General features: G+C 66.8%; 22 protein-coding genes and 1 pseudogene. 8 read left to right on the plus strand and 15 right to left on the minus strand.

Annotated elements, in window-relative coordinates; genetic code table 11:
- From AC3A6P_RS24345 to AC3A6P_RS24355, 3 genes are read right to left on the minus strand one after another with little or no spacing between them, the layout of a single operon-like run.
- Complete coding sequence (locus tag AC3A6P_RS24345; protein ID WP_487694460.1) at positions 1-1,179, minus strand: alpha-hydroxy-acid oxidizing protein; 1,179 nt, start codon at positions 1,177-1,179, stop codon at positions 1-3.
- Positions 1,176-2,057, minus strand: a complete 882-nt coding sequence (locus AC3A6P_RS24350) for an LLM class flavin-dependent oxidoreductase (RefSeq protein WP_487694589.1) — start codon at positions 2,055-2,057, stop codon at positions 1,176-1,178. The genes AC3A6P_RS24345 and AC3A6P_RS24350 overlap by 4 nt, the downstream gene beginning before the upstream one ends.
- A gap of 59 nt (positions 2,058-2,116) precedes the next feature.
- Positions 2,117-3,241, minus strand: coding sequence for a serine hydrolase domain-containing protein (locus AC3A6P_RS24355; RefSeq protein WP_487694461.1), 1,125 nt, complete (start codon positions 3,239-3,241; stop codon positions 2,117-2,119).
- Between the two features lie 74 nt (positions 3,242-3,315).
- Here AC3A6P_RS24355 and AC3A6P_RS24360 point away from each other — a divergent pair, with 74 nt between their 5' ends.
- The gene (locus AC3A6P_RS24360) at positions 3,316-3,729 is read left to right on the plus strand and encodes a VOC family protein (protein ID WP_487694462.1); all 414 of its coding nucleotides are present in this window, start codon (positions 3,316-3,318) and stop codon (positions 3,727-3,729) included.
- Here the strand turns inward: AC3A6P_RS24360 and AC3A6P_RS24365 are convergent, their stop codons facing one another.
- Positions 3,730-4,848 carry a TDT family transporter gene (locus tag AC3A6P_RS24365; protein WP_487694464.1) on the minus strand — a complete coding sequence of 373 codons (1,119 nt, stop codon included), beginning with the start codon at positions 4,846-4,848 and terminating at the stop codon, positions 3,730-3,732.
- Between the two features lie 98 nt (positions 4,849-4,946).
- Between AC3A6P_RS24365 and AC3A6P_RS24370 the strand changes: the two genes are divergently transcribed.
- From AC3A6P_RS24370 to AC3A6P_RS24390, 5 genes and pseudogenes are all read left to right on the plus strand, one after another.
- Complete coding sequence (locus AC3A6P_RS24370) at positions 4,947-6,263, plus strand: sensor histidine kinase (protein WP_487694465.1); 1,317 nt, start codon at positions 4,947-4,949, stop codon at positions 6,261-6,263.
- Positions 6,251-6,895 carry a response regulator transcription factor gene (locus AC3A6P_RS24375; RefSeq protein ID WP_487694467.1) on the plus strand — a complete coding sequence of 215 codons (645 nt, stop codon included), beginning with the start codon at positions 6,251-6,253 and terminating at the stop codon, positions 6,893-6,895. The genes AC3A6P_RS24370 and AC3A6P_RS24375 overlap by 13 nt, the downstream gene beginning before the upstream one ends.
- 13 nt (positions 6,896-6,908) lie before the next feature.
- Positions 6,909-7,865 carry a DUF4097 family beta strand repeat-containing protein gene (locus tag AC3A6P_RS24380; protein ID WP_487694469.1) on the plus strand — a complete coding sequence of 319 codons (957 nt, stop codon included), beginning with the start codon at positions 6,909-6,911 and terminating at the stop codon, positions 7,863-7,865.
- Between the two features lie 146 nt (positions 7,866-8,011).
- Positions 8,012-8,200, plus strand: a pseudogene (locus tag AC3A6P_RS24385) (hypothetical protein); the annotation flags it as partial.
- Between the two features lie 52 nt (positions 8,201-8,252).
- Positions 8,253-8,636: a VOC family protein gene (locus tag AC3A6P_RS24390; RefSeq protein ID WP_487694471.1), complete on the plus strand. Its 384-nt coding sequence runs from the start codon at positions 8,253-8,255 to the stop codon at positions 8,634-8,636.
- Here AC3A6P_RS24390 and AC3A6P_RS24395 read toward each other — a convergent pair whose 3' ends face one another.
- From AC3A6P_RS24395 to cysD, 5 genes are read right to left on the minus strand one after another with little or no spacing between them, the layout of a single operon-like run.
- Positions 8,637-9,119, minus strand: coding sequence for an Rrf2 family transcriptional regulator (locus AC3A6P_RS24395; RefSeq protein WP_487694473.1), 483 nt, complete (start codon positions 9,117-9,119; stop codon positions 8,637-8,639).
- Between the two features lie 34 nt (positions 9,120-9,153).
- Complete coding sequence (locus AC3A6P_RS24400; RefSeq protein ID WP_487694474.1) at positions 9,154-9,738, minus strand: cysteine hydrolase family protein; 585 nt, start codon at positions 9,736-9,738, stop codon at positions 9,154-9,156.
- A 10-nt stretch (positions 9,739-9,748) separates the two neighbouring features.
- Positions 9,749-10,483, minus strand: a complete 735-nt coding sequence (locus AC3A6P_RS24405; protein WP_487694475.1) for a 3'(2'),5'-bisphosphate nucleotidase CysQ — start codon at positions 10,481-10,483, stop codon at positions 9,749-9,751.
- On the minus strand, positions 10,480-12,330 hold the full coding sequence (gene cysN, locus AC3A6P_RS24410) for a sulfate adenylyltransferase subunit CysN (RefSeq protein ID WP_487694477.1): 1,851 nt from the start codon (positions 12,328-12,330) through the stop codon (positions 10,480-10,482). The genes AC3A6P_RS24405 and cysN overlap by 4 nt, the downstream gene beginning before the upstream one ends.
- Positions 12,330-13,253, minus strand: coding sequence for a sulfate adenylyltransferase subunit CysD (gene cysD, locus AC3A6P_RS24415; RefSeq protein WP_487694478.1), 924 nt, complete (start codon positions 13,251-13,253; stop codon positions 12,330-12,332). Before cysD ends, cysN begins: the two co-directional genes overlap by 1 nt.
- 116 nt (positions 13,254-13,369) lie before the next feature.
- Here cysD and AC3A6P_RS24420 point away from each other — a divergent pair, with 116 nt between their 5' ends.
- Entirely contained in the window at positions 13,370-13,990 is a 621-nt protein-coding gene (locus AC3A6P_RS24420; RefSeq protein WP_487694479.1) for a GIY-YIG nuclease family protein, read from the plus strand.
- A gap of 132 nt (positions 13,991-14,122) precedes the next feature.
- Here the strand turns inward: AC3A6P_RS24420 and AC3A6P_RS24425 are convergent, their stop codons facing one another.
- Genes AC3A6P_RS24425 through AC3A6P_RS24445 form a run of 5 tightly spaced genes read right to left on the minus strand, consistent with a single transcriptional unit; the run spans position 14,123 to position 18,772 of the window.
- Positions 14,123-14,797 carry a GAP family protein gene (locus AC3A6P_RS24425; protein ID WP_487694480.1) on the minus strand — a complete coding sequence of 225 codons (675 nt, stop codon included), beginning with the start codon at positions 14,795-14,797 and terminating at the stop codon, positions 14,123-14,125.
- Between the two features lie 26 nt (positions 14,798-14,823).
- Entirely contained in the window at positions 14,824-15,864 is a 1,041-nt protein-coding gene (locus AC3A6P_RS24430) for an NAD(P)-dependent alcohol dehydrogenase (RefSeq protein ID WP_487694481.1), read from the minus strand.
- A gap of 2 nt (positions 15,865-15,866) precedes the next feature.
- Entirely contained in the window at positions 15,867-17,144 is a 1,278-nt protein-coding gene (locus AC3A6P_RS24435) for a cytochrome P450 (protein ID WP_487694482.1), read from the minus strand.
- 12 nt (positions 17,145-17,156) lie between these two features.
- Positions 17,157-18,560: an NAD(P)/FAD-dependent oxidoreductase gene (locus tag AC3A6P_RS24440; protein WP_487694484.1), complete on the minus strand. Its 1,404-nt coding sequence runs from the start codon at positions 18,558-18,560 to the stop codon at positions 17,157-17,159.
- The gene (locus AC3A6P_RS24445; RefSeq protein ID WP_487694485.1) at positions 18,557-18,772 is read right to left on the minus strand and encodes a ferredoxin; all 216 of its coding nucleotides are present in this window, start codon (positions 18,770-18,772) and stop codon (positions 18,557-18,559) included. Before AC3A6P_RS24445 ends, AC3A6P_RS24440 begins: the two co-directional genes overlap by 4 nt.
- Positions 18,773-19,219: 447 nt before the next feature.
- On the opposite strand from AC3A6P_RS24445, the gene AC3A6P_RS24450 reads away from it, so the two are divergent.
- Positions 19,220-21,232 (plus strand): FUSC family protein, encoded by a 2,013-nt coding sequence (locus tag AC3A6P_RS24450; protein ID WP_487694486.1) that lies wholly within the window; start codon positions 19,220-19,222, stop codon positions 21,230-21,232.
- Here the strand turns inward: AC3A6P_RS24450 and AC3A6P_RS24455 are convergent.
- The gene (locus AC3A6P_RS24455; RefSeq protein WP_487694487.1) at positions 21,229-23,208 is read right to left on the minus strand and encodes a glycoside hydrolase family 15 protein; all 1,980 of its coding nucleotides are present in this window, start codon (positions 23,206-23,208) and stop codon (positions 21,229-21,231) included. The two genes, AC3A6P_RS24450 and AC3A6P_RS24455, sit on opposite strands and share 4 nt — an antisense overlap.
- Positions 23,209-23,224: the final 16 nt, after the last annotated feature.

Consider the following 23,224-nt stretch of genomic DNA (forward strand, 5'->3'; position numbering starts at 1 on the left):
CTAGAGCACCCGGCGTACCGCGTCGGGTGTCAGCTCGGCCAGACTCCGGTAGCCGTCGACGGCCATGATCAGGTCCGCCTCGGCGAGGATCGACCGCAGCACGTGCACCAGTCCGTCCTCCCCTGCGATCGCGAGACCGTAGGCGTACGGCCTGCCGATCCCCACGGCCGTCGCGCCGAGTGCCAGCGCTTTGATGACCTCGGCGCCGGAGCGCACCCCGGAGTCGAACAGCACCGGCACCTCCCCTGCGGCATCGACCACGCCCGGGAGGCAGTCGATCGCGGGCAGGCCGCCGTTGGCCTGTCGACCACCGTGAGTGGAGCAGTAGATCCCGTCGGCGCCGTGATCGATCGCGCGCCGTGCATCATCGGGATGGCAGATTCCCTTGAGGATCAACGGAAGCGAGGTCAGGGACCGCAGCCAGGGCAGGTCCTCCCAGGTGAGTGGATTACCGAAGATCCCGGCCCAGTACGGCACGACGGACCGCGGGTCGGCATCCAGCGTGGCCGCATCCACTCCGCATTTCTCCCGGAACACCGGGTCGCTGGTGTAGTTGGCCAGACAGTGCCCGCGCAATTGCGGGAAGTTGGCGGTACTCAGATCGCGGGGCCGCCAGCCGGGCACCCAGGTGTCCAGTGTGACGACGATACCGGTGTACCCCGCGGCCTCGGCCCGGCTGACCAGGCTTTGGGCGATATCCCGGTCAGCGGGGCAGTACAGCTGGAAATAGCCTGGAGTATCCCCGAATTCAGCGGCGACGCCCTCGAGCGGATCACCCATCAGCGTCGAGGCGAACATCGGCACCCCGGTGCGCGCGGCGGCCCTCGCCGCGGCCAGATCACCGTGGCCGCTCCGGTCACACAACGCGGTGACACCGATCGGCGCCATGAACACCGGGACCGGCCACGTGGTCCCCCACAGCTCGACGGTCAGGTCACGTTCCTTGGCGCCCACCAACATTCGTGGGATCAGGCCCCACCGCCGGAATGCGCTGACATTGACGTCCTGGGTGGTCTCGTCACCGGCGCCGCCCGCGACATAGGACCACACCGACGGCGGCAACGACTGCTCGGCACGCGCCTCCCATTCCGGGTAGGTCATCGGCAGCGACGGCTGCACCCCGGTGAGACCGGCGAAGTAGATCTCGTACTGGTAGGCACCGTAATTGGGGCTGGTCACACGAAGTCCTTCACCACATCAGCGACCCGGCTCAGTTGGCCGAGGTCGGAACTCGTCGGAATGAGATGTATTTCGTCGGTGCCGATATCGGCGAATCGGCGCAGGACGGCCGCCAGGTCCTCCTCGGTGCCGGCCCACCCCGTGGTAGGCGCCATCGCATCGACGAACTCGGCGGGAATCCAGTTCATGTAGCGGCGCAGGTGGGTGTGCACCTGTGCGCGTGCGCTCTCCTGCGGGCCGAGCGCGAACCAGAACGACGTCGCCAGATGGGGTTTCGGCTTGCCCGCCTCGGCCCAGGCCTGCCGCGCCACGTCGAAGAGTTCGTTCTGCGCGGTGACGTCCAGATCCAGGGTGGTGCCCGCCATGCCGTCGGCCCAGGCGGCGGCGCTGCGCACCGTTTTCGGCCCGATGGTGCCCACCAACAGCGACGGTCCGCCGTCGCGAACCGGCGCCGGGCCGACGGGAAGCACCGATTCGGTGAGCTTCTCCCCCGCCCACACCCGGCGCATGATGTCCACCCGTTCGGCCATGCCGCGCATCGTCTGTGTCGCCGGATCCGCACCGACCGCCCGATAGTCCTCGTGCCGGCCGCCCACGCCGATCCCGACCGTCAAACGCCCGCCGCTGAGCATGTCACCGGTGGCCAGCGCCTTGGCCAGCATCACCGGGTCATGCAACTGCGGCACGATCACCGTCGTCACCAACTGCACCCGGTCGGTCCACGCCCCGACGGCGCCGAGCAGCGTCAGGCTGTCCGGGTTGTCGGAGGCGATGCGCTCACCCCAGCACAGCGACGAGAACGGTCCCTGATCGACTTCGGTGGCCCACGACTTCAACACCGACGCGTCGAGGTCCGGTTCCATCACCGGCAGCGTCATCCCAACCTGCACGACCGCGATTCTGGCACGGGCGCACCGGTCTTCCGCGCGTTTCGGGTCTAGCCCGCCAGGTTGTAGACGTGATCGGGGGTCGCCACCGAGGTCACCGCCGTGGCGATCTGGCCGGCGGCGTGGTCGGCGGGCACATCGGAGTTGGTGAACACCACCAACGTGGCATCCTGCTCGGGCAGGTACACCGACACCGTGGTGTAGCCGGGGATGTCTCCGTTGTGGCCGATCCAGCCGTGGGTGTCGAAGATCGTGAAGGCGTAGGTGACCCCGGGATAGGCGGCCTCGCCGGAAATCCGTTGCGCCTGGGTCTCCGGACGCAGCTGGGTGCCGCGGCCCAGCGCGGCGGCCCAGACCTTCATATCGGCGAGATCGGAGATGATGGCGCCGGCCGCGTCGCCCCACGACGGATTCCAGAAGGTGGAGTCGACGACGCCCCCGCCGTCCGGCATCCCGAGGTAGCCGTGGGTGAACGGTTCCGGCATCGCCCCGTTGGTGGGCCAGAAGGTCTGCCACAACCCCAGTGGTCCGATGACGTGCTGGCGCACGTAGTCCGGCAGCGACTGGCCGGACACCCGAGCCACCACCATGCCCAACAGCACGGTGTTGGTGTTGGAGTATTCGAACTTCTCGTTCGGCGCGAAGTTCGGCGGATGGCGGAAGGCGATGTCGACCAGCTGGCGAGGAGTGGTGGGGAAAGCGTCCGGACCCGTCGGCGCCTCGGCGAAGAACTGCGCCTGGAACGCCTCGTCGTCGGAGTAGTTGAACAGGCCGCTGCGCATCCGGCCCAGCATGTCGAGGGTGATCTGCTCGCCGTTGGGCACACCGTCGACATACAGCGAGATGGGGTCGGTGAGCCGGATGCGGCCCTGATCCACCAGTTGCAGGACCGCGGTGCCGGTGAAGGTCTTGGTGACGCTGCCGATCCGGGTGTGATCGTTGACCGTCAGCGGCCGGCCGGTGGCGGTGTCACTGACCCCGACGGCCGTCGCGTACTCGATGCGGCCGGGAATCGACAGACCCACGATCGCGCCGGGGATGTCCATCTCGGCCACCTTCGCGGCGATCGCGGCATCCAGTTCGGTGCGCAGATCGGCGGCCACAGCGGTGGGCCCCGGGACGGCGGCGAGCAGGAGTACGGCGAAAACGGCGGCGAGCGTGCGACCACCAGACATGGCGGGCCCCGTTCTGTTCAAGGGTGTCGGCCGGTTCGCTCGGAGCCTATCCGGAGTTTGGCAGCATGGATGCCATGTCGATCAAGCCCACCTCGATTGCACACCTCCGGTTGACCGTCACCGACATCGAACGGTCCCGGTGGTTCTACGAGTCGGTGTTCGGCTGGCCGGTCCTGATCGAGGTGCCCGAAGGCGCCGACGAGGCCACCAAGGAACGGTTGGGTTTCCTGTTCGGCGGCGTCATCTACGACATGGGGCACGGGCTGATCGGGTTGCGTCCCGTGTCCACCGACCGTTTCGACGAGAACCGCACAGGTCTGGACCATCTGGCGTTCAAGCTCGACAGCAGGGCCGACCTGGACGCCGCGGCAGGACATCTCGACGAACTCGGCATCGAACGGGGGCCGGTGAAGGACATCGGCCCGGCGTTCATCCTGGAGTTCCGCGACCCGGACAACATCGCGCTGGAGTTGTCGGCACCGAAGTGATCAGAGGATGCGGTCCTTGCTGGCCCTGACAGGGCCGGCGCTGGCCGGCGGCAGGAACAGGTACCCGCGCAGACTGCCCCTGGCGGTGCGCGCTGCCACCAGCACCCACGTCAGCAGCAGTCCGATGAAGGCTACGACGGCCGCCACCCGGAACATCGGTACCCCGGTGTGGTCGGCAAGCTGAGTGGTGCCCATGACGAAGGTGCCCACCGGAAACGTCAAGCTCCACCACGTCAGCGCGAACGGCATCCCGCGGCGCAGCGTGCGCACCGTCAGCGCCGTCGCCAGACCTATCCACAGCACCGCGAAACCCCACACCGGCACACCGAACAGGATGCCGAAGACGTACATGCCCGTCGCCACCTCGGCCGGCACCGCCAGCGCGGCCTGGGTGCCCAGAAGTCCTGCCGCAGCGATGGATTGACCCAGCGGCCCCAGCACGATCCACAACGTGGGCACCCTCGCCGTACCCGAGGTGCCGAAATGGGCCAGCCGGCTCCAGATCAACGTGATGATGATCAGCGAGGCCACCAGCGACAGCCCGAACATCGCGTAGCAGCCGTACAGCATGGTCGCCCGGCCCGTGCCCGGCGCCATGTGCGGGATGAGCAGGGCGCCGGTGGCGGCGGACACCATCGGCGGGACGACGGGCATCAACCAGCCGCCGAACGCGGCATCCGGTTCGACGGCGTGCTGGGTGAACATCAGATAGGGAATGGTCAGCGCCGTGAACAGCCCGCCGAGGGTGCCGAAGCTCCACAACACCCAGTGCAGGTCGACGGCGGCGCGCTCGCCGATGAGGTCCTTGCCGACCAGAACGGCGCCCGCGCCCACCGTCATCAGGGCCATCGGAGCGGCACCGTAGAAGTGCGCCATCTGCGGGTTGCGTCCGTGCGTGCGGGCCACCGTCGGGTGACGCAACCAGTGGCCGCCCACCGCGATCACCAACACCACCAGCAGCACCGCTGCGGTGACCCAGACGAACTCGGAGAATGCCCGCAGGCCCGGCACGTGCACGGGCAGCATGGCTCCGGCGTTGGCGACGATCCCGGTGCCCATCACGGACGAGAACCAGTTGGGGCCCAGGTTGCCCAGGACCTCACGCCGGCGACTCGTCACAACTGCCTGACGCTACTGCAGTCACCGGAGGTTTACCCCCAGACGATTGGGTGGAAATCGCCGTGTCCTTCCGGCGCTCAGGTCCATAGGTTGGACTCATGGTTGTTGTAGACAGCGTTGCGCCGGCCGCCCCACCGGCGGTCAGAACCCGGCGGTTGAGTCCACACCTGGGTGTGGTGCCGACGGCATCGATGATCACCGGAGCCGCGTTGGCGACGTTCTGGTTCTGGATTCCGTTGGCGATCTTCGTCCTTGGTGTCACCTCCATTCCGTCGGGCGTCGGATTCGCCTTGGCCGCGGTGGTGTTCATCTATTTGATGCGCGGCGTCAACTGGGTGGAGCGGGTGCGCAGTGAGGCGGTGTTCGGTCTGGCGATCCCGGTGCCCGGCCGCCGGCTGTCGCCGTACACCGGGTTCCAGCGGTGGCTGCACCAACTGTGGCTCGATGTCAGCAACGCCCGGTTCTGGAAGGGCTGTGCTCACCATTACCTGCGGATGCTCTACGACATGGCCGCCACCGGTCTGGCGTTCGCACTGATCGCGTTCGCGTTCCTGGGACCTGCCGCGGCCATCGCGGTCGAGGGCAGCGATGATGCCGTCGGCTTGCAGTTCCTGCCGCCGGTACTGGCCTGGGTGCTCGCGGTGATCGCACTGGCGGCCGCCGCCGCGGTCCTGGTCTTCGCGCCGGCGCTGGACGCCCGGATCGACCGCTGGCTGTTGCCGCCGTCGTCCAACGCCGAACTGCGGCACCGGGTCAACGCCCTGGCCGACGCACGCCAAGGCGCGGTGTCGTCGGCGCAGACCGAACGCCACCGCATCGAACGGGACCTGCACGACAGCGTGCAACCTCGGCTGGTGTCGCTGGCGATGACGATCGGGCTGGCGCAGACGAAACTCGACACCGATCTGCCCGCCGCCAAGACCCTCATCGACGAGGCACACAACGACGCTAAACAGGCGCTGACCGAACTGCGCAACGTGGTCCGTGGGATAGCACCGACCATCCTGGCCGACCGCGGCCTGGATGCGGCGCTGTCATCGGTGGTCCAGCGCGCCGAGACCTCGGGTGTGCCAACCACTTTGGACGTCCACCTGCCGCGGCGCCTGCCCGACGAGGTGGAGGCCGTCGCGTACTTCGTCGTCGCCGAGGCGCTGACCAACATCGCCAAACACGCCCAGGCCAACCAGGCCGTGGTCACCGTGCGTTTCGACGAGAGCAGCCTGGCCGGCCCACAGCTCTACGTCTCGGTGTTCGACGACGGCCGCGGCGGCGCGGTCTACGGGGATCAGGACTCTGATGCCACAGGTTTACGCGGGCTCGAGGAGCGGGTGCGTGCCGCCGGGGGAACGTTCTCGGTGTCCAGCCCCATCACCGGTCCCACCATCATCACCGCGGTGGTGCCATGCGCATCGTGATCGCCGAGGACTCGGCACTGCTGCGGGGCGGCATCGAACGGATTCTCACCGAATTCGGCCACGAAGTGGTGGCCGGCGTCGCCGATGCCACCAACCTGCTGACCATCGTCAACGACACCAAGCCCGACCTGGCGATCGTCGATGTCCGCATGCCGCCGACGTTCACCGACGAAGGCATCCGCGCGGCGGCGCTGCTGCGCAAGCAGAACCCGGAGTCGGCGGTGCTGGTGCTCTCGCATTATGTCGAGGAGCGTTACGCCGCCGACCTGATCGCCTCGGACACCCGCGGATTCGGCTACCTGCTGAAGGACCGGGTGGCCGACGTGCCCGCCTTCCTGGCGGCCGTCGACACCGTGGGCGGCGGGGGGACGGTGCTCGACCCCGAGGTCGTCGCGCAGATCCTGGTGCGCTCACAACGCCACAACGCACTCGAGCAGCTGACCCCGCGCGAACGCGAGGTGCTGCAGTTGATGGCGGAAGGCAAGACCAACTCCGCGATCGCGGCCGCGCTGTTCATCTCCACCGGTTCCGCCGAGAAGCACATCGCCTCGATCTTCACGAAGTTCAACCTGGCCCCTGACGAGACCGAGAACCGCCGTGTGCTGGCGGTCCTGCGCTACCTCGAATCCTGACTCGGAGAACCCCATGACCAACCGCGCTCCCTTCCCGCCCGCGCCGATCCAGCCCCCGCCCGGGCCCACGCAGACCCTCCCCCCGCCCGGCCCGACGCAGACCCTCCCCCCGCCCGGGCCCACCCCACCCCCTGCCCTGTCCCCCGCCGGCCGCACCGGCCTGCGCGCGCTGGTGGTGATCGCCGCCGCGCTGCTGCTGGTGCTCGGCCTCGGTGCGCTGACCGCGGTCGCGGTGGGCCTGGGCAGCACGCGGGTGGTCGCCGACAGCCAGGCATTGCCGGCCACCATGCGCACGCTGACGGTGGACACCGGATCGGTGCCCATGTCGGTGCAGATCGAATCCGATGCCGATGCCCGCGAGCCGCGTGCCGAACTGCGGTTCATCAGCACCGCCGATGCCGGCGATCACACCCTGGACATCGCCACCGGACCCGACACCCGCATCTCGGTGCGCGGCACCACGCCGGACTGGATGGAATGGGCCCGCGCCGGTCAGCTGACCATCGTGTTGCCGCCGCAGCTGGGCCAGCGGCTGACGGTCACCACCGAACAGCAGCTCGGGGTGCTCAAGGTGGAGGCCGATCTGGACCGCCTGGTGGCGCGCAGCACCGGCGGCGCGGTGATCCTCGAAGGGTCCGCGCGTGTCATCGAAGCCGAGGTGCGCCAGGGCGCGGTGGTCTCCGATGATCCGGTTCGGGTACGAGAGTCGTTCTCGGCCAACGTGATCGAAGGGGATGTCGACGTCACCTTCCGGGACGAGCCGCCGAGCTCGATCGAGGCGACGACCTCCAACGGTGACGTGACGCTGGACCTGCCCGGCGACGGCCCGTTCCTGGTGACCGCCATCGCCGGCACCGAGTACGACAACACCCAGGTGCGGGTACCTCAGACCAGTGATCCCGCCGAGGCGGCAGCGACGGTCATGGCCCGGACCGGGCGCGGCGATATCGTCATCGAGCAAGCACGCTGAGATCCGACGCCATGCCATTGCTTACGCAACCAACCCAGACGTCATTCATACGTGAGACCTGCGGCTGTTTCGTGGATCACACTTTCGGGCAGCCGTCAGGACGGGGGCGTCGAGAAGCGGCGGCCACACACGGAAGGTGACCAGACGTGAGCGATGACGCGAGCACAGACGGGGGCGCCGAGGGAAAGGTAGAAGTCACCGAATCGGCCAAGGAAGCAGCGGCGGAGATGGTCAAGGCCTACGAGGACCGGCCCACCGCGGTACTGCCCGGATCACACAACACCGTGACCGGAACCGCGGTCAATGACTGGCTCGATGACGACGGCAATCCCAAATTCGGCAAGGACGAACCGGAGAAGAACTGAAAGTGGTTGACTGGCAGTCGTTATGGCGATCGCGTTCAACCACACCATTGTCGCCGCCCGCGATGCTGCGGCGTCGGCGGCGTTCCTGACCGAACTGTTCGGGCTTCCGGACGCCCGGCCGGTGGGCCACTTCATGGCCGTCGGGCTGGAGCACGGCGCCACCCTCGACTACGCCCAGGTTCCCGCAGAGGAGCCGATCCGCCCGCAGCACTACGCCTTTCTGGTCGGCGAGGACGATTTCGACGCCATCTACGGCAAGATCACCGCGCGGGGACTGCCGCACTGGGCGGACCCGCGCGGCCGGCATCCCGGCGAGATCAACCACAACGACGGCGGCCGCGGCGTCTACTTCCAGGACCCGGCCGGTCACTACCTGGAGATCATCACCCGCCCCTACGGCGGGTAGTCACGCGGTCGGACGACGGTGCCCGCGCTCGGTCTCCTGGGTGTTGTAGGCGTCGGCCAGGCCGGTGACATGCGCGGGTAGCTCGCCACCCGCGACGTCGGCCAACGTCGTCTCCTCCAGCACCGAACGCATACTCGCCCGCAGCGCGCGCCACACATCGGTCAGCGCGGCCGTCGGCCCCGAGTACGGCAGGTCACCCAAACCGATGTCGCGGACGCTGGCCAGCGGGCCGTCGATACAGCGCAGCACATCGGCGATGCTGATCCGGTCAGCCGCGCGCCCCAGCTCGTAACCGCCGTCGCGGCCGCGGTGGCTGCGGACCAGCCGGTCGGTACGCAGATCGGACAGAATGTCGACCAAGAACTGCGACGGGATGCCTTGGGCGTTGGCCAGTTCCTCGGTCTTGACCAGTACGCCGTCGTCCACCGTCGCCAACTGCACCATGGCGCGCACGGCGTACTCCGCCTTGGCCGACATCCGCATCATGCGAATTCTGCCATTGCCGCCGCGCCGGTCCTCAGACCGCGGTGGCGCCGGGCACCACGATGGCGAACAGATCCGACAGCGCGGCCAGGCTGGCGGACTGCAGTGCGGCCGCCGGGACCGGGCCGTCGACACCCGGCAGTTCGCGGGTTGCCGTCGCCGCGGCGACCACGGTGGGCGCATAGCCGAGGTTGAACGCACCGCGGGCGGTGGAGTTGACGCACATGTGCGTCATGAAGCCGGCCAGCACCAGATTGGAGGCGCCGACCGCTTTGAGGCGTTCGTCGAGATCGGTCTGCACGAACGAGTTCGGATACGACTTCACCACCACGGGTTCGTCGCCGCGCGGCGCCACCTGGGCGACGATGGCGCCGGACTCGCCTTCGATGTCGTACAGCGAGCCGGGGCCGTCGCTGTGCTGGATGTGGATCACCGGGATGCCCGCGGTACGGGCCCGCTCGAGCAGCGTCGCCGCCTCATCCAGTGCGGCCTGCACGCCCTCGAGCTCCATCGGGCCACGGGTGTAGGTGTTCTGGCAGTCGATCAGGATGAGTGTGGAATCGGCCAGTGCCGCCGGTGCGGCGGGCAGTCCGGCGAGGTTGCGCAGCGTTTCACTCATGCACCAAACCCTAGCCCCCGCGGGTGACGGCCAGCACCGCCTCGGCGAGTTCGGGGCGGCACACGATGAGATCCGGCAGCGACAGATCTTCCTGGTTGTAGACCAGTGGCGAGCCGTCGATCCGTGAGGTGAACAGTCCCGCGGTCCGGGCCACGGCCACCGGCGCCGCGGAATCCCATTCGTACTGGCCGCCGGCGTGGACGTAGACATCGGCGCGGCCCTGCACCACCGCGGACACCTTGGCGCCCGCGCTACCCATCTCGACGAGCGTGCCGTCGAGGGCGTCGCGCACGGCCAGCGCGATTGCCGGCGGGCGGGTGCGCGAGACGATCACCCGGGGCGGACCGTCGACCGCCTCGGGTGCGGGCACCGTCGGGGTGGCCAGCGTCTGGCCCTGCGCGGGCAATGCGACAGCGCCGGCCACCAGTTCACCGCGTTCCCACAGCGCGACGTGCACGGCCCAGTCGTCGCGGCCCAGCTCGGAGAATTCGCGGGTGCCGTCCAGCGGGTCGACGATCCACACCCGCTCGGCGCTCAGCCGCGCCGGATCGTCGGCCCCTTCCTCGGAGAGCACCACATCACCGGGCCGCTCCTCGGCCAACGCGGCCATCAGGAAATCGTGAGCGCGCTTGTCCCCGGCGTCTTTCCGGTCCTTGGCGTCGGCGTCGGCGAACTCCTCGCGCACCGTCAGCAGCAGGGCGCCGGCTTCGGTGGCCAGCCGCGCGGCCAGCTCGTGATCACTCATGCCTGACTACTCAACATGTCGATCACCTTCTGCGCCAGCTGATCGGGCGTGTGATCGGGTGTCAACCGCAGATCCGGGTTCTTGGGCCGCTGGTACGGGCTGTCGATCCCGGTGAAGTGGGTGATCTCACCGGCACGGGCTTTGGCGTAGAGCCCCTTGGGATCGCGCCGCTCGCAGTCGGCCAGCGGGGTGTCGAGGAACACCTCGAAGAAATCGAATCCCTGGTCGATGTGCACGCCGCGCGCCAGCTCGCGGTGCTCGATCAGCGGACTGATCGCCGGCACCAGCACCGTGAGGCCGGAATCGGCCATCAGCGTGGCGATGTGGGCGAGCCGGCGCAGGTTCTCGGCGCGGTCGGCCATCGAGAACCCCAGATCGGCGTTGAGGCCGTGGCGGAGGTTGTCACCGTCGAGAACATAGGCAGGGCAACCCTTTTCGAGGAGCTTCTGCTCCACCAGCACTGCCACCGAACTCTTGCCCGACCCGGACAGGCCGGTGAACCACACGGTGCGGCCCCGCGACAGCCGGTCCTTGGCGGACACCAGCGATTGGTGGCGCACGGTGTTCGGGGTGGCGGTGCGGGTGGCCACCGGGGTGGTGTCACGCACCATGCCCGCGGCGACCGTGCCGTTGGTGTCGGGGTCGATGAGGATGAACGAGCCGGTGGCCGCGTTGCGCGAGTACTCGTCCAACAGCAGCGGCTGCTGGGTGCGCAGCGTGACCCGGCCGAGTTCGTTGAGCTTCAACGCCGTTGCCGATTTGTCGCGGTGCAGGGTGTTGACGTCGAGGCGGTAATCCAGGGCGGTGACCCTGGCTCTGGTGGTCCGCGTGGTGTGTTTGATGACGTAGTCGCGGCCGGGTTCCAGCGCCGAACCGTCGGCCATCCAGCACACCGTCGCGTCGAACTCCTGGGTGGCGTGCGGCTGGTTCTTGGCCCGGGTGATCATGTCGCCGCGCGAGATGTCGATATCGTCGGCCAGACTGATCGACACGGCCATCGGCGGGAACGCCTCGTCGACGGGACCGGTGGGTCCGTCGATGGTGGTGATGCGACTGGTTTTCCCGCCGGGCAGCACCACCACTTCGTCGCCGGGACGCATGACGCCGCTGGCCACGGTGCCGGCATAGCTGCGGTGGTCGGCGTGTTCGTGGGTCTGCGGCCGGATCACGTACTGCACCGGGAACCGCACGTCGATCAGGTTGCGGTCACCGGCGATGTACACCTCTTCGAGGTGACTCAGCAGCGCCGGGCCTTCGTACCACGGGGTGTTCGCCGATTTGGTGACCACGTTGTCGCCCTGCAGCGCCGACATCGGGATGGTGGTGACGTCGTGGATGTCCAAACGGGCTGCGAACGCGTGGAATTCGTCGCGGATGTCCTCGAACTTCTGCCGATCCCAGTCGATCAGGTCCATCTTGTTGACGGCCAGCACGATGTGCTGGATGCCGAGCAGCGATGCCAGGAACGCGTGCCGGCGCGACTGTTCGAGCAGGCCGTGCCGGGCGTCGACGAGCACGATCGCCAGTTGTGCGGTGGACGTGCCGGTCACCATGTTGCGGGTGTACTGGATGTGCCCGGGGGTGTCGGCGATGATGAATTTCCGCTTGGGCGTGGCGAAGTAGCGGTAGGCCACGTCGATGGTGATGCCCTGTTCGCGTTCGCTGCGCAGGCCATCGGTCACCAACGCCAGGTCCGTGTAGTCGTGGCCGCGTTCTTTGGACGTCCGCTCCACGGCGGCGAGCTGGTCTTCCATGACCGCTTTGGAGTCGTAGAGCAGCCGGCCGATCAGGGTGGACTTGCCGTCGTCGACGGAACCCGCGGTGGCAATACGCAACAACGTGCTCATCAGAAGTAACCTTCCCGCTTGCGGTCTTCCATCCCGGCTTCGGAGATCCGGTCGTCGGCGCGGGTGGCACCGCGCTCGGTCAGCCGCGACACCGCGGTCTCGGCGATCACCTGATCGACCGTCTCAGCGGTCGATTCGACGCAGCCCGTGCACGTCACGTCACCGACGGTGCGGAATCGCACGCTCGTCTCGAACACCGGCTCGTCGTCGCGCGGCTGCATGTACTCGTGTACCGCCAGCAGCATGCCGTCGCGCTGGAACACCGGCCGGGTGTGCGCGTAATAGATCGAGGGCAGCGTGATGTTCTCGGCGCCGATGTAGGCCCAGATGTCGTATTCGGTCCAGTTGGACAGCGGGAACACCCGGATGTGCTCACCCTTGCGGTGCCGGCCGTTGTACAGGTTCCACAGCTCCGGGCGTTGGCTCTTGGGGTCCCACTGGCCGAACTCGTCGCGGAAGCTGTACACCCGCTCCTTGGCGCGCGCCTTCTCCTCGTCGCGGCGGGCTCCCCCGAAGGCGGCGTCGAACTTGTTCTCCCGGATGCCGCGCAGCAGCGTCACCGTCTGCAACGGGTTGCGCGACGGGCCGTTGTCGACCACCCGGCCACTGTCGATGTCGTCTTGCACGCTGGCCACCACCAGGCGCACGCCATGCTGGGCCACCAGGGCATCGCGGGTGCTGATCACCTCGTCGAAGTTGTGCCCGGTGTCGACGTGCATCACCGGGAACGGCAGCCGCCCGGGCGTGAACGCCTTGACCGCCAGATGCAGCATCACGATGGAGTCTTTGCCGCCGGAGAACAGCAGCACCGGCCGCTCGAACTCGGCGGCGACCTCGCGGATGATGTGAATCGACTCGGCTTCCAACGAGCGCAGCTGGCTCAGCTCGTACTGTCCGGCCGCCGGCTCTTGCATTACGGTCATGCTTTCCTCGTAAAGTTGGTAGAACTGACCAGGATTACAACCTTAACCGGGAATAGAACCAAACACCGGCGGGCGGTGTCAACGCCCGAGCCGCCACCAGGTCTAGGCTGGCAGCCATGGCCGAGTCGATCTCCGCGAAGAAGAACGCCGATGCGGTCGCGAAATTCCTTGCAGCTCGGCGCTATACAAGGGATGAGGTGTTCGCCGAGAAATCACCGGTGCCCAACAAGTCCGGCGCACACGGCTGGTGGTTCCGCGAGATCCCCGGAGACCTCGACGTCTCCGGGTGCCGGCAGGACAACGGCTGGACGCTGCTCTACGTCGGCATCAGCCCCGGTCCCCCGCCGGCCAGCGGCAAACCGCAACCACCGCAGGACCTCAGCAAACGAATCCGGTATCACTTCGGTGCGGGCAATGCCAGCGCCGACGGCTCCACCCTGCGCAAATCGCTCGGTGTGCTGCTGGGCTACCAGCTACGCCGCGTCGGCTCCGGCAAGAAGCAGACCTTCGCCGCCGACGAAGCCACCCTGACCCAGTGGATGGGCGAGAACGCCGCGGTGTCCTGGGTGCTGCACCCCGAACCGTGGTACCTCGAACCCAAACTGTTCGCCGCGCTGGACCTGCCGCTGAACTTCCAGAACAACGAGCGCAACGCCTTCGCCCCCGAGCTCATGCGGCTGCGCCGGGAAGCGGCGGTCAAAGCCGGCAAGATGCGGGTGCTGGCTGAGTGGACCTAACAGTCGACGCGCTGCGCCTCGCTACCGGCGCTACCGCGACGGTGGATACTCGTCTGCACTGCCTGATCCGCCCAGCCGGCATTCCGGTTGCGGGGAAGGAGGGTCCTGATGACAGCGGGCGCGATCATGGACTCAAGGGGTCAAGCCGTGAAGGCCCTTGTAAAGCACCAACACTCCGATGACGACCAGTATGGCCGCGACCAATGCGGCGTTATGTCGCTCCATCCAGTCCTTGACACGACTCAACGGCCCGTCGAGCCGCTCCCCCGCCACGGCGTAGGCCAGCACCGGGACCGCGGCAGACGACGCCGCGACGAGGACGTAGAAAACCACGGAGATCCAGGCGCCCGCGGTACCGAGACCCGCAGAACCTATCGCCAAACCGGCGGCAGCGCAGACAAAGAGCACCTTGGGATTGACCACCACCAACACCGCCGCGATGACCGCCGCCCGGCCCGGGGTGGCGTCGGTGATCTTGTTCATCCAGGCCGGTGAGTGAGTCGATCGCTTGCGCGTCAGCCACCGGAACACGCCGAACACGATCAGCGCGATACCGATGCCGATGCGCAGCCAGGAGGCCCACGTCGGTGTCTTGTCCAATCCGCCCAACAGGCTGGACACTTCGACGAAGATGGCCGTCAAGGCGGCCAGCCCGAAGATCCAGCCGGCCAGGTAGGCCAGGCTGGTTGGCTTCGGCCGCGGTGTGTGCAGCACCAGCACGGCGGGAATGATCGACAGCGGGGAGATCGCAACAACAAGTGCTAGGGGAATCAGCTCAGTCAGCGCCGAGCCCAGGCTGGTCGTCATCTGCAGTACCCCATCGACACGGGTTGTCAGTCGTTCGGTGTGATGACCGCCCGCCCCTGGATCTTGCCCTCATGCAAGAGGTGATAGGCGTGGGCGGCATCGTCGAGGGCGAAGTGTTCGACGAGCATCTTGATTTTCCCGGTCTGAGCGAGGCTGATCACCTCGATCAGCTCGGGGATGCTGCCCCAGAACGGCGACGCCACAGAGCATTCCTTGGCCGGGCTGTTGAAGTTTACCGGCAGGGCGGCGTCACCGAGCCCGACGATGGTGAGGTGCCCGAGTACCCGCGACACCTGAGCCGCCATCCGGAGTGTCGGATCGACGCCAACCAGATCGAGAACGAGGTCGGCGCCCTGGGCCCTGGTGATGTCCTTGATGCGCTTCACCGCATCGTCGCCGGAGATCAGCACCTCGTCGGCACCCATCGCCGTGGCGATCTCCAGCTTGTCCGCCGAAGTATCCACCGCGACAACGGTTGTCGCTGAGGCCAGCGCCTTGAGCACCTGAATCGCCATCTGCCCCAGTCCACCCGCGCCGATCACCACCGCGGTAGAGCCGGGCCCCAACAGATGCACCGAACGCTTCACCGCGTGGTAGCTGGTGAGACCTGCGTCGGTGAGCGGCGCAGCCTCGCGGGGGTCCAAGTCGCCCAACGGGATCAGGTAACGCGTCGCCGGGACGAGGAGATACTCCGCCATCCCGCCGTCGTTACCGCCGAGCCCGCCCGGACTGGGCCTACCAGGTATCTGGCAGTAGTTCTCCATCCCCTGACGGCAATTCACGCACAGACCGCAGCCCCACGGCCCGTACACGATGACGGGATCCCCGGGTGCGAAGCCCGTTGCGCCCGGCCCCAACGTCTCGACCCAGCCCGCATTCTCGTGGCCGAGGGTGAACGGCATCGTCATTGACTTCGAACCAGGCGGGGCTTCGAGCAAGTGGAGATCCGAATGGCAGGCACCGGCGCCGCCGACCTTGACCAGCACCTCCCCCGGACCCGGCTCGGGCACCGGCACGTCCCGAAGTTGCCCCGGCTGTTGCCATTCGACGAACCGAAAGGCCTTCATCTTCAGTCTGTGATCTGGTCGAACTGGACCTCGAGATGCAGTGGACCGCGGAACACCTGATTTACCCGATAGGGCGGTGGGTCGACCACCAGACGCGGATTCTCCACCCGCCGCAGGAACGTCTCCAGCGCGATGTTGACCTCCAGACGAGCCAGTGGACCGCCGACGCAGCTGTGCACTCCGCGCCCCCAGCCGACGTGCTGGTTGTTGGGGCGCTGGATGTCGAATTTCTCCGGGTCCGGAAACCGCTTCGGATCGCGGTTGGCGGCGCCGTAGAGCAGATGCACCGCTGAGCCGGCGGGAATGACGGTGCCGCCCACCTCGACATCGGCGGTCACGCTGCGGCTGGGGAAGAATTGAACGGCCGACTGCAGCCGTAGGACCTCTTCGATCGCCTTCGGGATCAGTTCCGGCTTTTCGCGGAGCAGGTCGACCGACTCCGGATTGCGCAGCAGCGTCAGCACGCAGTGCGCGATGGTGTTGACCGTGGAGTCATGCCCGGCGATCAACAACAGCATCGCGTTGGCCGCGGCCTCCTCGGGCGTCATCGGCCCGTCCGGTCCGTCCGTGTCGTTGACCAGCTTGGACAGCACGCAGTCCTGCGGCTCCTTCAAGAAACCCTGGATCAACTCGGCCATGTACGCCGTGAGCGCCGCAGTGCTCTCTTTCCCCTTCTGCTTACGCGCCTGGCCCTCTTCGGTGGCCGCGTCCGGGCCCATGTCCGCGCCGGCCATGAAGTCGAAGATCCAGCCGTGGAAGGTGGGTTCGTCCTTGAGTGGGACCCCGAGGATCTGACAGATGACGGCCACCGGCACGGGATAGGCGTAGTCGTCTACCACGTCGAATGTTCCACTGGCCTTGGCCTTTATCGTGTCCAGTGAGTCGTCGCACAGCTTCTGGATATCGGCTGCCATGTTGGGGATGACGTCCGGGGAATGCGGCGGCGCAAAATGCCGCATCACCTGTCTGCGCTGTCTGTCGTGTTTGGCCGGGTCGGACACGATCAGGCTCGGCTCGCGGCCGTAGGCCTGCATGTGCTCGGCGCCCACATCCGGCGCCGCATGCGCGGCGGGCTGGGCCGAGATGGGGCTTCGGCTGATATCGGAGCTGACGTGCGGGTCGTGCGCCAGTTGCAGCAGCTCGCGGTAGCCGGTGACAACGTAGACCTTGTCGGCCACCTGCACAACAGGTGTCTCACGCAGTTCATCGAAGAATCGGTAGGGGTCGTGGCGGTTCTCGTATTTCATCGCCTCGGTCCAGGCGGTTTCCGCGGTCGTCATGACAACTCCGATCTAGCGGCTCTTGGCGCGGAACTCGGCGCCTCGGGAGGTGGGGTCGTGGCCCGTCAGCACGACGTCGGGAATCCCGGTCGGTGCACGCGGATCACCGAAGCGGGCCGACATCACCTCCGAGTTCTCGGGCACGTCGTAACCCGGTGGAGGGGGCGGGAAGGGCGCCGACTGTTCGATGAGCCTGGCGTAGTACTCCAGCCACTTGCCGTGGTTGAAGGTGATGGCGCCGACGATGCGGCCGTTCTTGCCGAACGCGGCGGCGAAGCGCAGGTCCTCGACCGAGCCCTGGGTGAAGACGATCTCGTCGCCGAACGAGCACACCCCGACGCCCTTGATGTTGACGCCGAACTGTCCGGACCAGAACTGCGGCAGCGGCAGGTGCGGACGTCGCCCCTTCTCGAGGTTGACCATGTTGTGCGCGGCGGTCTGCGCGCCGAGCACCGCGGCATCCACGTGCTCGATCGCCATGAACTGGTACTCGTAGAGCACGTGCGGGGCCCGCGCGACGTCGCCGGCGACGAAGATGTTGTCGGTCACCACCCCGTTGATGTCGAAGGCCCGGCACCCGGCGTCACAGGCCACTCCCCAGAACCCGCTGGCCAGCTCAGCGCCTTCCAGCCATTCGACATTGCGGATGGACCCGAGTGAGGCGACCACCACGTCGACGTCGAGCAAGGTCCCGTCCGACAACTGGGCTTGTCGGACGTGCCCGTCGGCATCACCCTTGAGAGCCTGCACGGCCACTCCGGTGCGCAGGTCCACCCCGGCGTCGCGCTGCATCTTGGCGGCGATGTCGCCGATCACTCCCCCGAGCGGGCCGACCAGCGGAGCGCTGGAACGTTCGGCGACAGTGACGTCCAAGCCGAGATCGCGGCAGACCGAGGCGATTTCGGAGCCGATGAACCCCGCGCCGACGATCAGCACCCGGTTGGGCCGTGCGCCCAACGCCTCCTGCAGCTTGGCCGCGTCATCGCTGGTGCGCAACGTGAAGAGCCCTTTGAGCTTGGCCTCCTCCGGATTGAACCATGACCGGGAGCGAACCCCGGTGGCGATCAGCAGCCTGTCGTAAGGCACGCGGGTGCCGTTGGCCAGCAACACCTCTCGATTGTCGCGATCCAGGCCGGTGGCCGCGACACCAAGGCGCCAGTCGGCGTCGACCTCCCGTAGCCGCGGAAGTTTGGTGTTACCTGCAGGCACCCATCCTTTCAGGACCTGCTTGGACAGCGGCGGACGGTCATAGGGTTCATGTGGCTCATCGCCGATGATGGTCAGCGAACCCGTGAATCCCTCGTCTCGCAACGCTTCCGCCGCCCGCAGCCCCGTCAGCGACGCACCCACGATGACGATCCGGCCCTCGGCTTTGAAGGTCCTGACGAGTTCGTCGACCAGCGGATAGGTGCTCATCTCGTTGTCCTGTCCGAGGGCGGATCCATCTCGGCGATGATCGCCTGCACGGGGCACGATGCCACCGCCCGCGCCACTTCCTGGCGTTGGGACTCATCGGGATTCGGGTCGTACAGCAGCGCCTCCTCGCCCTGCAACTGAAGGACTTTGGGCGCCAACGGGACACATTGCGCATATCCCAGACACCGATTCAAATCCACGACAATGCGCATCGTTCGACTCCTTCTCAACCGGCGTTAAAGGGCTGTTTAACGCAAATCCCCCAGAAGCTTTTCGATCCACTACACCCGACGATCGAAATACCCCTGGGGTAGGTCGACAGTACCGCAGAGCAATGACCAGTGCCTCAGTTTCGGCGGAGGGAAATGCGGCGCGGTGCCGGCGGAGTACGAATTCCGCTTGAAACGCGCTTGAACTGCACTTACGTGCAGTCGTCTATGAATTCAATAATGATCTTCTTGTTACGACATGCGCGCGGCCTGGTTCCTTATTCGCCACCGGTGGAATGTCGGCGGTGGCTCCGATATCGTCCGGCACGGCTACTTTCGGCACCATTTGGCGTGGGGGTCTGCGATCAACACTTTGCTGACGCCATAATGGGCGCCATCGCGCACCGTCTGGAGATACTCGACCCCGGCTTCGCCCGGAGTCGCAAAGGCGTGAGAGCGGTAGGCGCGACCGTACTGGCGTGGGCCACCATGGTCGTCGTCGCCTCACTCTTCGACGTTGCCGATCCGCTACGAATCACTCTGTTTGCCGCAGGTGCCGCCTTCGAGGGCACGTTGCTGGCTCCCGACCCACGGCCCGCAGACCGGATTCGCACTCTTGGCTGGGCCGTGGTGGTCGCTGCGGTGGCTGTGGTCGCCACCGTGTACCTGCGCCAAACCGCTACATGGGCGGCAGCGGGGTTGTTGATCCTGCTCATCTACCTGTCCTACGCGTTGCGCCCGTGGAGTTCCCGCGTCGCGAGCCTCGCCTTGATGGGCGCGATCACCACCTACGTGGGCGGAGCCGGCTATATCACGCCCGGTCGAATCGGGTGGTTCATCCTGGCCCTTACCATTGGTTTCGCGTGGGTCGCCGTCTGGGAAGCGCTTGTGCTGCCGGATGATCCGGTGCGTTCGGCGAATCTCGCGGTGCACGCGTTCTACCGCCGCGCAGCCGAGAGCGTCACCGGCGTGGTCGACAGCCTGAGCAACGCCGACGATCGTGATGAAAGATCTCTGCAGCGCAGCCTCGATCGAGTCAAAGCGTGTCGCCGCGCGGTCGAGACCCAACTTCCCGGAGCAGTGGTCCGCGGCGTCGACCACGACCACGCCGAGCAACTGCGTGTGGCGTTGTACTCGGCGCAGCGTGGACTCGAGGATATGGTCGGCCAGGCACGCAACCCGCACTGGATCACCACTCTGTCGGCGGAGACCGCCGAGTCCATCACCGGCGCCCTGTGCGCACTTGCCACCGCGCTGAAAGTTGGACGCGACGACGTTGCGCCTGCAGATGTCGCCCGCCGAGCACAAGCTCTGCGCAGCCACCTTCACGACGAGCTGACACCGACGAACCCTACGGCGGCTTCGTCGATTACGCCGGTAACGCTGCACTCGATGCTCAGTTTGGTCGGCGGCGGGCAGCGGATAGCCCAATCTGCTTCACAGGCAGGGACTCTGGTAGTCACCGCCGCGTCGGAGGACCTCACCGGAATGCCCGGCGTGGCGCCACCGCCGGCAGCGCCGGGCATCAGCCCAACCACTGCACTTGCTATTCAAGCCGTGGTTGCCGCCGTCGGCGCCGCAGTGATCGCCAGACTGGTGGGTAATGAGCAGACCCTGGTGGTGGCCTGGACCGCGTTCGTGGTGATCGGCGGATCGGCTGGGGCCTCCAGGCATCGGGCGTGGGCGAGGCTGGCCGCCACCGTCCTGGGGGCCACCGCAGGCGTTGCGGTAGCAGCCACTGTTCCGGACACGCTCTGGTGGACGGTCGCGGTGGTGGCCGTCGGGGTGTTCTTCACAGTGTTCAGCGCTCCGGTCTCCTACCCGGCCATGGTGTTCTGGATGAGCATCGTATTCGTCCCCCTGTTCGCTACCCAGGGGCTCTACTTAGACCTGATCAGGGACAAGGCCGTCGCCGCCCTCATCGGCGGAGGTGTTGCCGCGGTGGTGGCACTGAAGGTTGTGCCGATCCGGACGTCTCGTGACGTCCGGCCGGCGGTCGCCGCGTACCTCGAGGCACTGAACGACGTGTTGCTCGACCACCCCACGACAGCTGCTTCTGCCAGAGCCGAGGCCGAACTCGACAAGGCCAAAGTTGCACTGGAGAGCATTCTCACCACCTCGGCCGACGAGACGCGGCTCTTCCCGCAGCAGGGAAAACCCCTCGGAGAAAACGGATTTCGCATCGAGGCGGTTCATGCGGCCTACCTGCGCCTGGCTCCCCTGCTCAGCATGCCTGCCACCGGTGTGGACGCCGACCTCCGGCTGCTCCGCGACCTCCTTGCCGATGTTCTCGTATCATGGAATGCGCCAACGCCTTTGGCGGCGACCTCGCCCACACCGGTATCTGACGGCCGAGCCCTCGAGGTCGCCGACCTGAAAGGGTGCATCGCCGACCTGGCGGCCAGGGTCACCGAACTCGCGGCAACCCTCAACGGCGCGACGGACCAACGCAACCGCCGCTAGGTGGGGGCATTGGCGGGCTGGAACGCCCCGACGCCGTCATCCTCTTCCGCGCGGATCACGTGCACCACCGCGTTGATGAGCGCCAGGTGGGTGAACGCCTGTGGAAAGTTACCCAGATGCCTGCCCGTTCGGGGCTCGATCTCCTCGGCGTAGAGCAGAAGCGGGCTGGCGAACGACAGCAGCCGCTCACACAGGCGCCTGGCTCGGCTGACCTCGCCGATCTCCACCAGAGCGGACACCAACCAGAACGAGCAGATGGTGAACGTACCCTCCTCGCCAGACAGACCGTCGTCGGTCTCCTCGACCCGGTAACGCAGCACCAACCCATCCTCGGTCAGTTCATCGGCGATCGCCAGAACGGTGGCGCGGATCCGGGGGTCCTCAGGGGGCAAAAAACGGGTCAGTACCGAGAGCAGTAACGAGGCGTCCAGCGCGTCCGTACCATAGTGCTGCGTCAAGACTCCGCGCGAATCCACGCCGTTGGCAAGAACATCGGCCTTGATGTCCTCGGCGACCGCACGCCAACGCGCGGTCTCGGTCCGCCACCCGTGGCTCTCGGCGAGTTTAGCTCCCCGGTCCAGCGCGACCCAGCACATCACCTTCGAAGACGTGAAGTGCTTGGGTTCACCACGCACCTCCCAGATCCCTCGGTCGGGCTCCTGCCAGTGAGCGATCGCCTCTTCCACCTGCGCCTTCAGCACGGGCCACAGCGCCTCCGGAATCTGCTCGCGCGACCTCGAGTGCAGGTACACCGAATCCAGCATCGATCCCCAGATGTCGTGCTGAGACTGGTCATAGGCGCCGTTGCCGATGCGTATCGGTCGTGCGCCGTCATAGCCGGACAGGTGATCGAGTTCGTCTTCGACCAGCGTCCGTTCACCGTTGACGCCGTACATCACTTGCAGCGGATGGTATTCGTCCTCATTGGCACCGGATACGTCGGCGATGAACGAGAAGAAATCGTCGGCCTCGCGGTCGAGACCCAGCGTGTACAGCCCCCACAGAGCAAAGGTGGAGTCGCGGATCCAGGAGTAGCGGTAGTCCCAATTACGTTCGCCCTGAGGGGTTTCCGGAAGCGACGTGGTGCACGCTGCGAGCAGCGCACCGGTGGGCGCGTAGGTCAGCCCCTTGAGGGTCAGTGCGCTGCGCTGCAGATACGACCGCCACGGATGGTCCGGGAAGTCGCCGATGTTGATCCACTGCCGCCAGAATTCGGTGGTGGTCCACATCTTGTCGGAGGCCTCGGCATAGGTCTGCGGCACCGGGCCGGCCGACCAACTCAGCGCGACGAAGATGTCGTCGCCCTCTTTGAGTCGGGTGCGGGCTCGCGCCTGGCGTCCCTCGAGTCCCACCCGCAGGTCGGTGGTCAACCGCAGTGTCGGATGCGCATCCGGATCCGTGGCGGCCCGTGCCACCGCTTCTCCGTAGCCATTGCCCGCGTATTCCCAGCGGGTACCGGCCCGGTGGTAATCGAACGACGGCTCGCAGTCCATCACCACCTCGACGGTGCCGCTCACACAGCGCACCGTCCGCAACAGTATGTGGTCGGAGTCCCAATCCGTCGGGATCCGGCGATGATCGGGCGATCGATTCTCGATGTCATGCCACGGACCCATCACCAGGGTGTCCCGCACGATCAACCAGCCGGTGTGCGTCTGCCACGTGGTCTCCAGGATCAGACTGCCCGGCAGGTACCGCCGCGCCGAGGGCACGGACACGCCGTACGGACTGATCCGGAAATGCCCCGCTCCCCGGTCCAGCATCGCACCGAAAATACTGGGCGAATCCGGGCGCGGGAGACACAGCCACTCGACTGAGCCGCTCGAGGAGATCAGGCAGCTGTTCTGACAGTCGGACAAGAACCCGTAATCGGCGATCGGAGGAAACGGGTTCCGCGAGCTCGACGTGGCATACGGGGCGGTAGCAATGAACGGTGCATCGTCATCACCGCCCAGGGAGGCGGCGTGAAGCACCATCTGACCATCATCAACC

The sequence above is a fragment of the Mycobacterium sp. Soil_C_30 genome (assembly GCF_057656995.1).

Coding starts and splice junctions, on each gene's coding strand:
- AC3A6P_RS24360 (WP_487694462.1), top strand. CDS start 3,316: ATGTCGATCAAGCCCACCTCGATTGCACACCTCCGGTTGACCGTCACC.
- AC3A6P_RS24420 (WP_487694479.1), top strand. CDS start 13,370: ATGGCCGAGTCGATCTCCGCGAAGAAGAACGCCGATGCGGTCGCGAAA.
- AC3A6P_RS24350 (WP_487694589.1), bottom strand. CDS start 2,057: ATGACGCTGCCGGTGATGGAACCGGACCTCGACGCGTCGGTGTTGAAG.
- AC3A6P_RS24395 (WP_487694473.1), bottom strand. CDS start 9,119: ATGCGGATGTCGGCCAAGGCGGAGTACGCCGTGCGCGCCATGGTGCAG.
- AC3A6P_RS24425 (WP_487694480.1), bottom strand. CDS start 14,797: ATGACGACCAGCCTGGGCTCGGCGCTGACTGAGCTGATTCCCCTAGCA.
- cysD (WP_487694478.1), bottom strand. CDS start 13,253: ATGACCGTAATGCAAGAGCCGGCGGCCGGACAGTACGAGCTGAGCCAG.
- AC3A6P_RS24390 (WP_487694471.1), top strand. CDS start 8,253: ATGGCGATCGCGTTCAACCACACCATTGTCGCCGCCCGCGATGCTGCG.
- AC3A6P_RS24400 (WP_487694474.1), bottom strand. CDS start 9,738: ATGAGTGAAACGCTGCGCAACCTCGCCGGACTGCCCGCCGCACCGGCG.
- AC3A6P_RS24380 (WP_487694469.1), top strand. CDS start 6,909: ATGACCAACCGCGCTCCCTTCCCGCCCGCGCCGATCCAGCCCCCGCCC.
- AC3A6P_RS24455 (WP_487694487.1), bottom strand. CDS start 23,208: ATGGTGCTTCACGCCGCCTCCCTGGGCGGTGATGACGATGCACCGTTC.
- AC3A6P_RS24375 (WP_487694467.1), top strand. CDS start 6,251: ATGCGCATCGTGATCGCCGAGGACTCGGCACTGCTGCGGGGCGGCATC.
- AC3A6P_RS24435 (WP_487694482.1), bottom strand. CDS start 17,144: ATGACGACCGCGGAAACCGCCTGGACCGAGGCGATGAAATACGAGAAC.
- AC3A6P_RS24445 (WP_487694485.1), bottom strand. CDS start 18,772: ATGCGCATTGTCGTGGATTTGAATCGGTGTCTGGGATATGCGCAATGT.
- AC3A6P_RS24430 (WP_487694481.1), bottom strand. CDS start 15,864: ATGAAGGCCTTTCGGTTCGTCGAATGGCAACAGCCGGGGCAACTTCGG.
- AC3A6P_RS24370 (WP_487694465.1), top strand. CDS start 4,947: ATGGTTGTTGTAGACAGCGTTGCGCCGGCCGCCCCACCGGCGGTCAGA.
- AC3A6P_RS24355 (WP_487694461.1), bottom strand. CDS start 3,241: ATGTCTGGTGGTCGCACGCTCGCCGCCGTTTTCGCCGTACTCCTGCTC.
- AC3A6P_RS24405 (WP_487694475.1), bottom strand. CDS start 10,483: ATGAGTGATCACGAGCTGGCCGCGCGGCTGGCCACCGAAGCCGGCGCC.
- cysN (WP_487694477.1), bottom strand. CDS start 12,330: ATGAGCACGTTGTTGCGTATTGCCACCGCGGGTTCCGTCGACGACGGC.
- AC3A6P_RS24440 (WP_487694484.1), bottom strand. CDS start 18,560: ATGAGCACCTATCCGCTGGTCGACGAACTCGTCAGGACCTTCAAAGCC.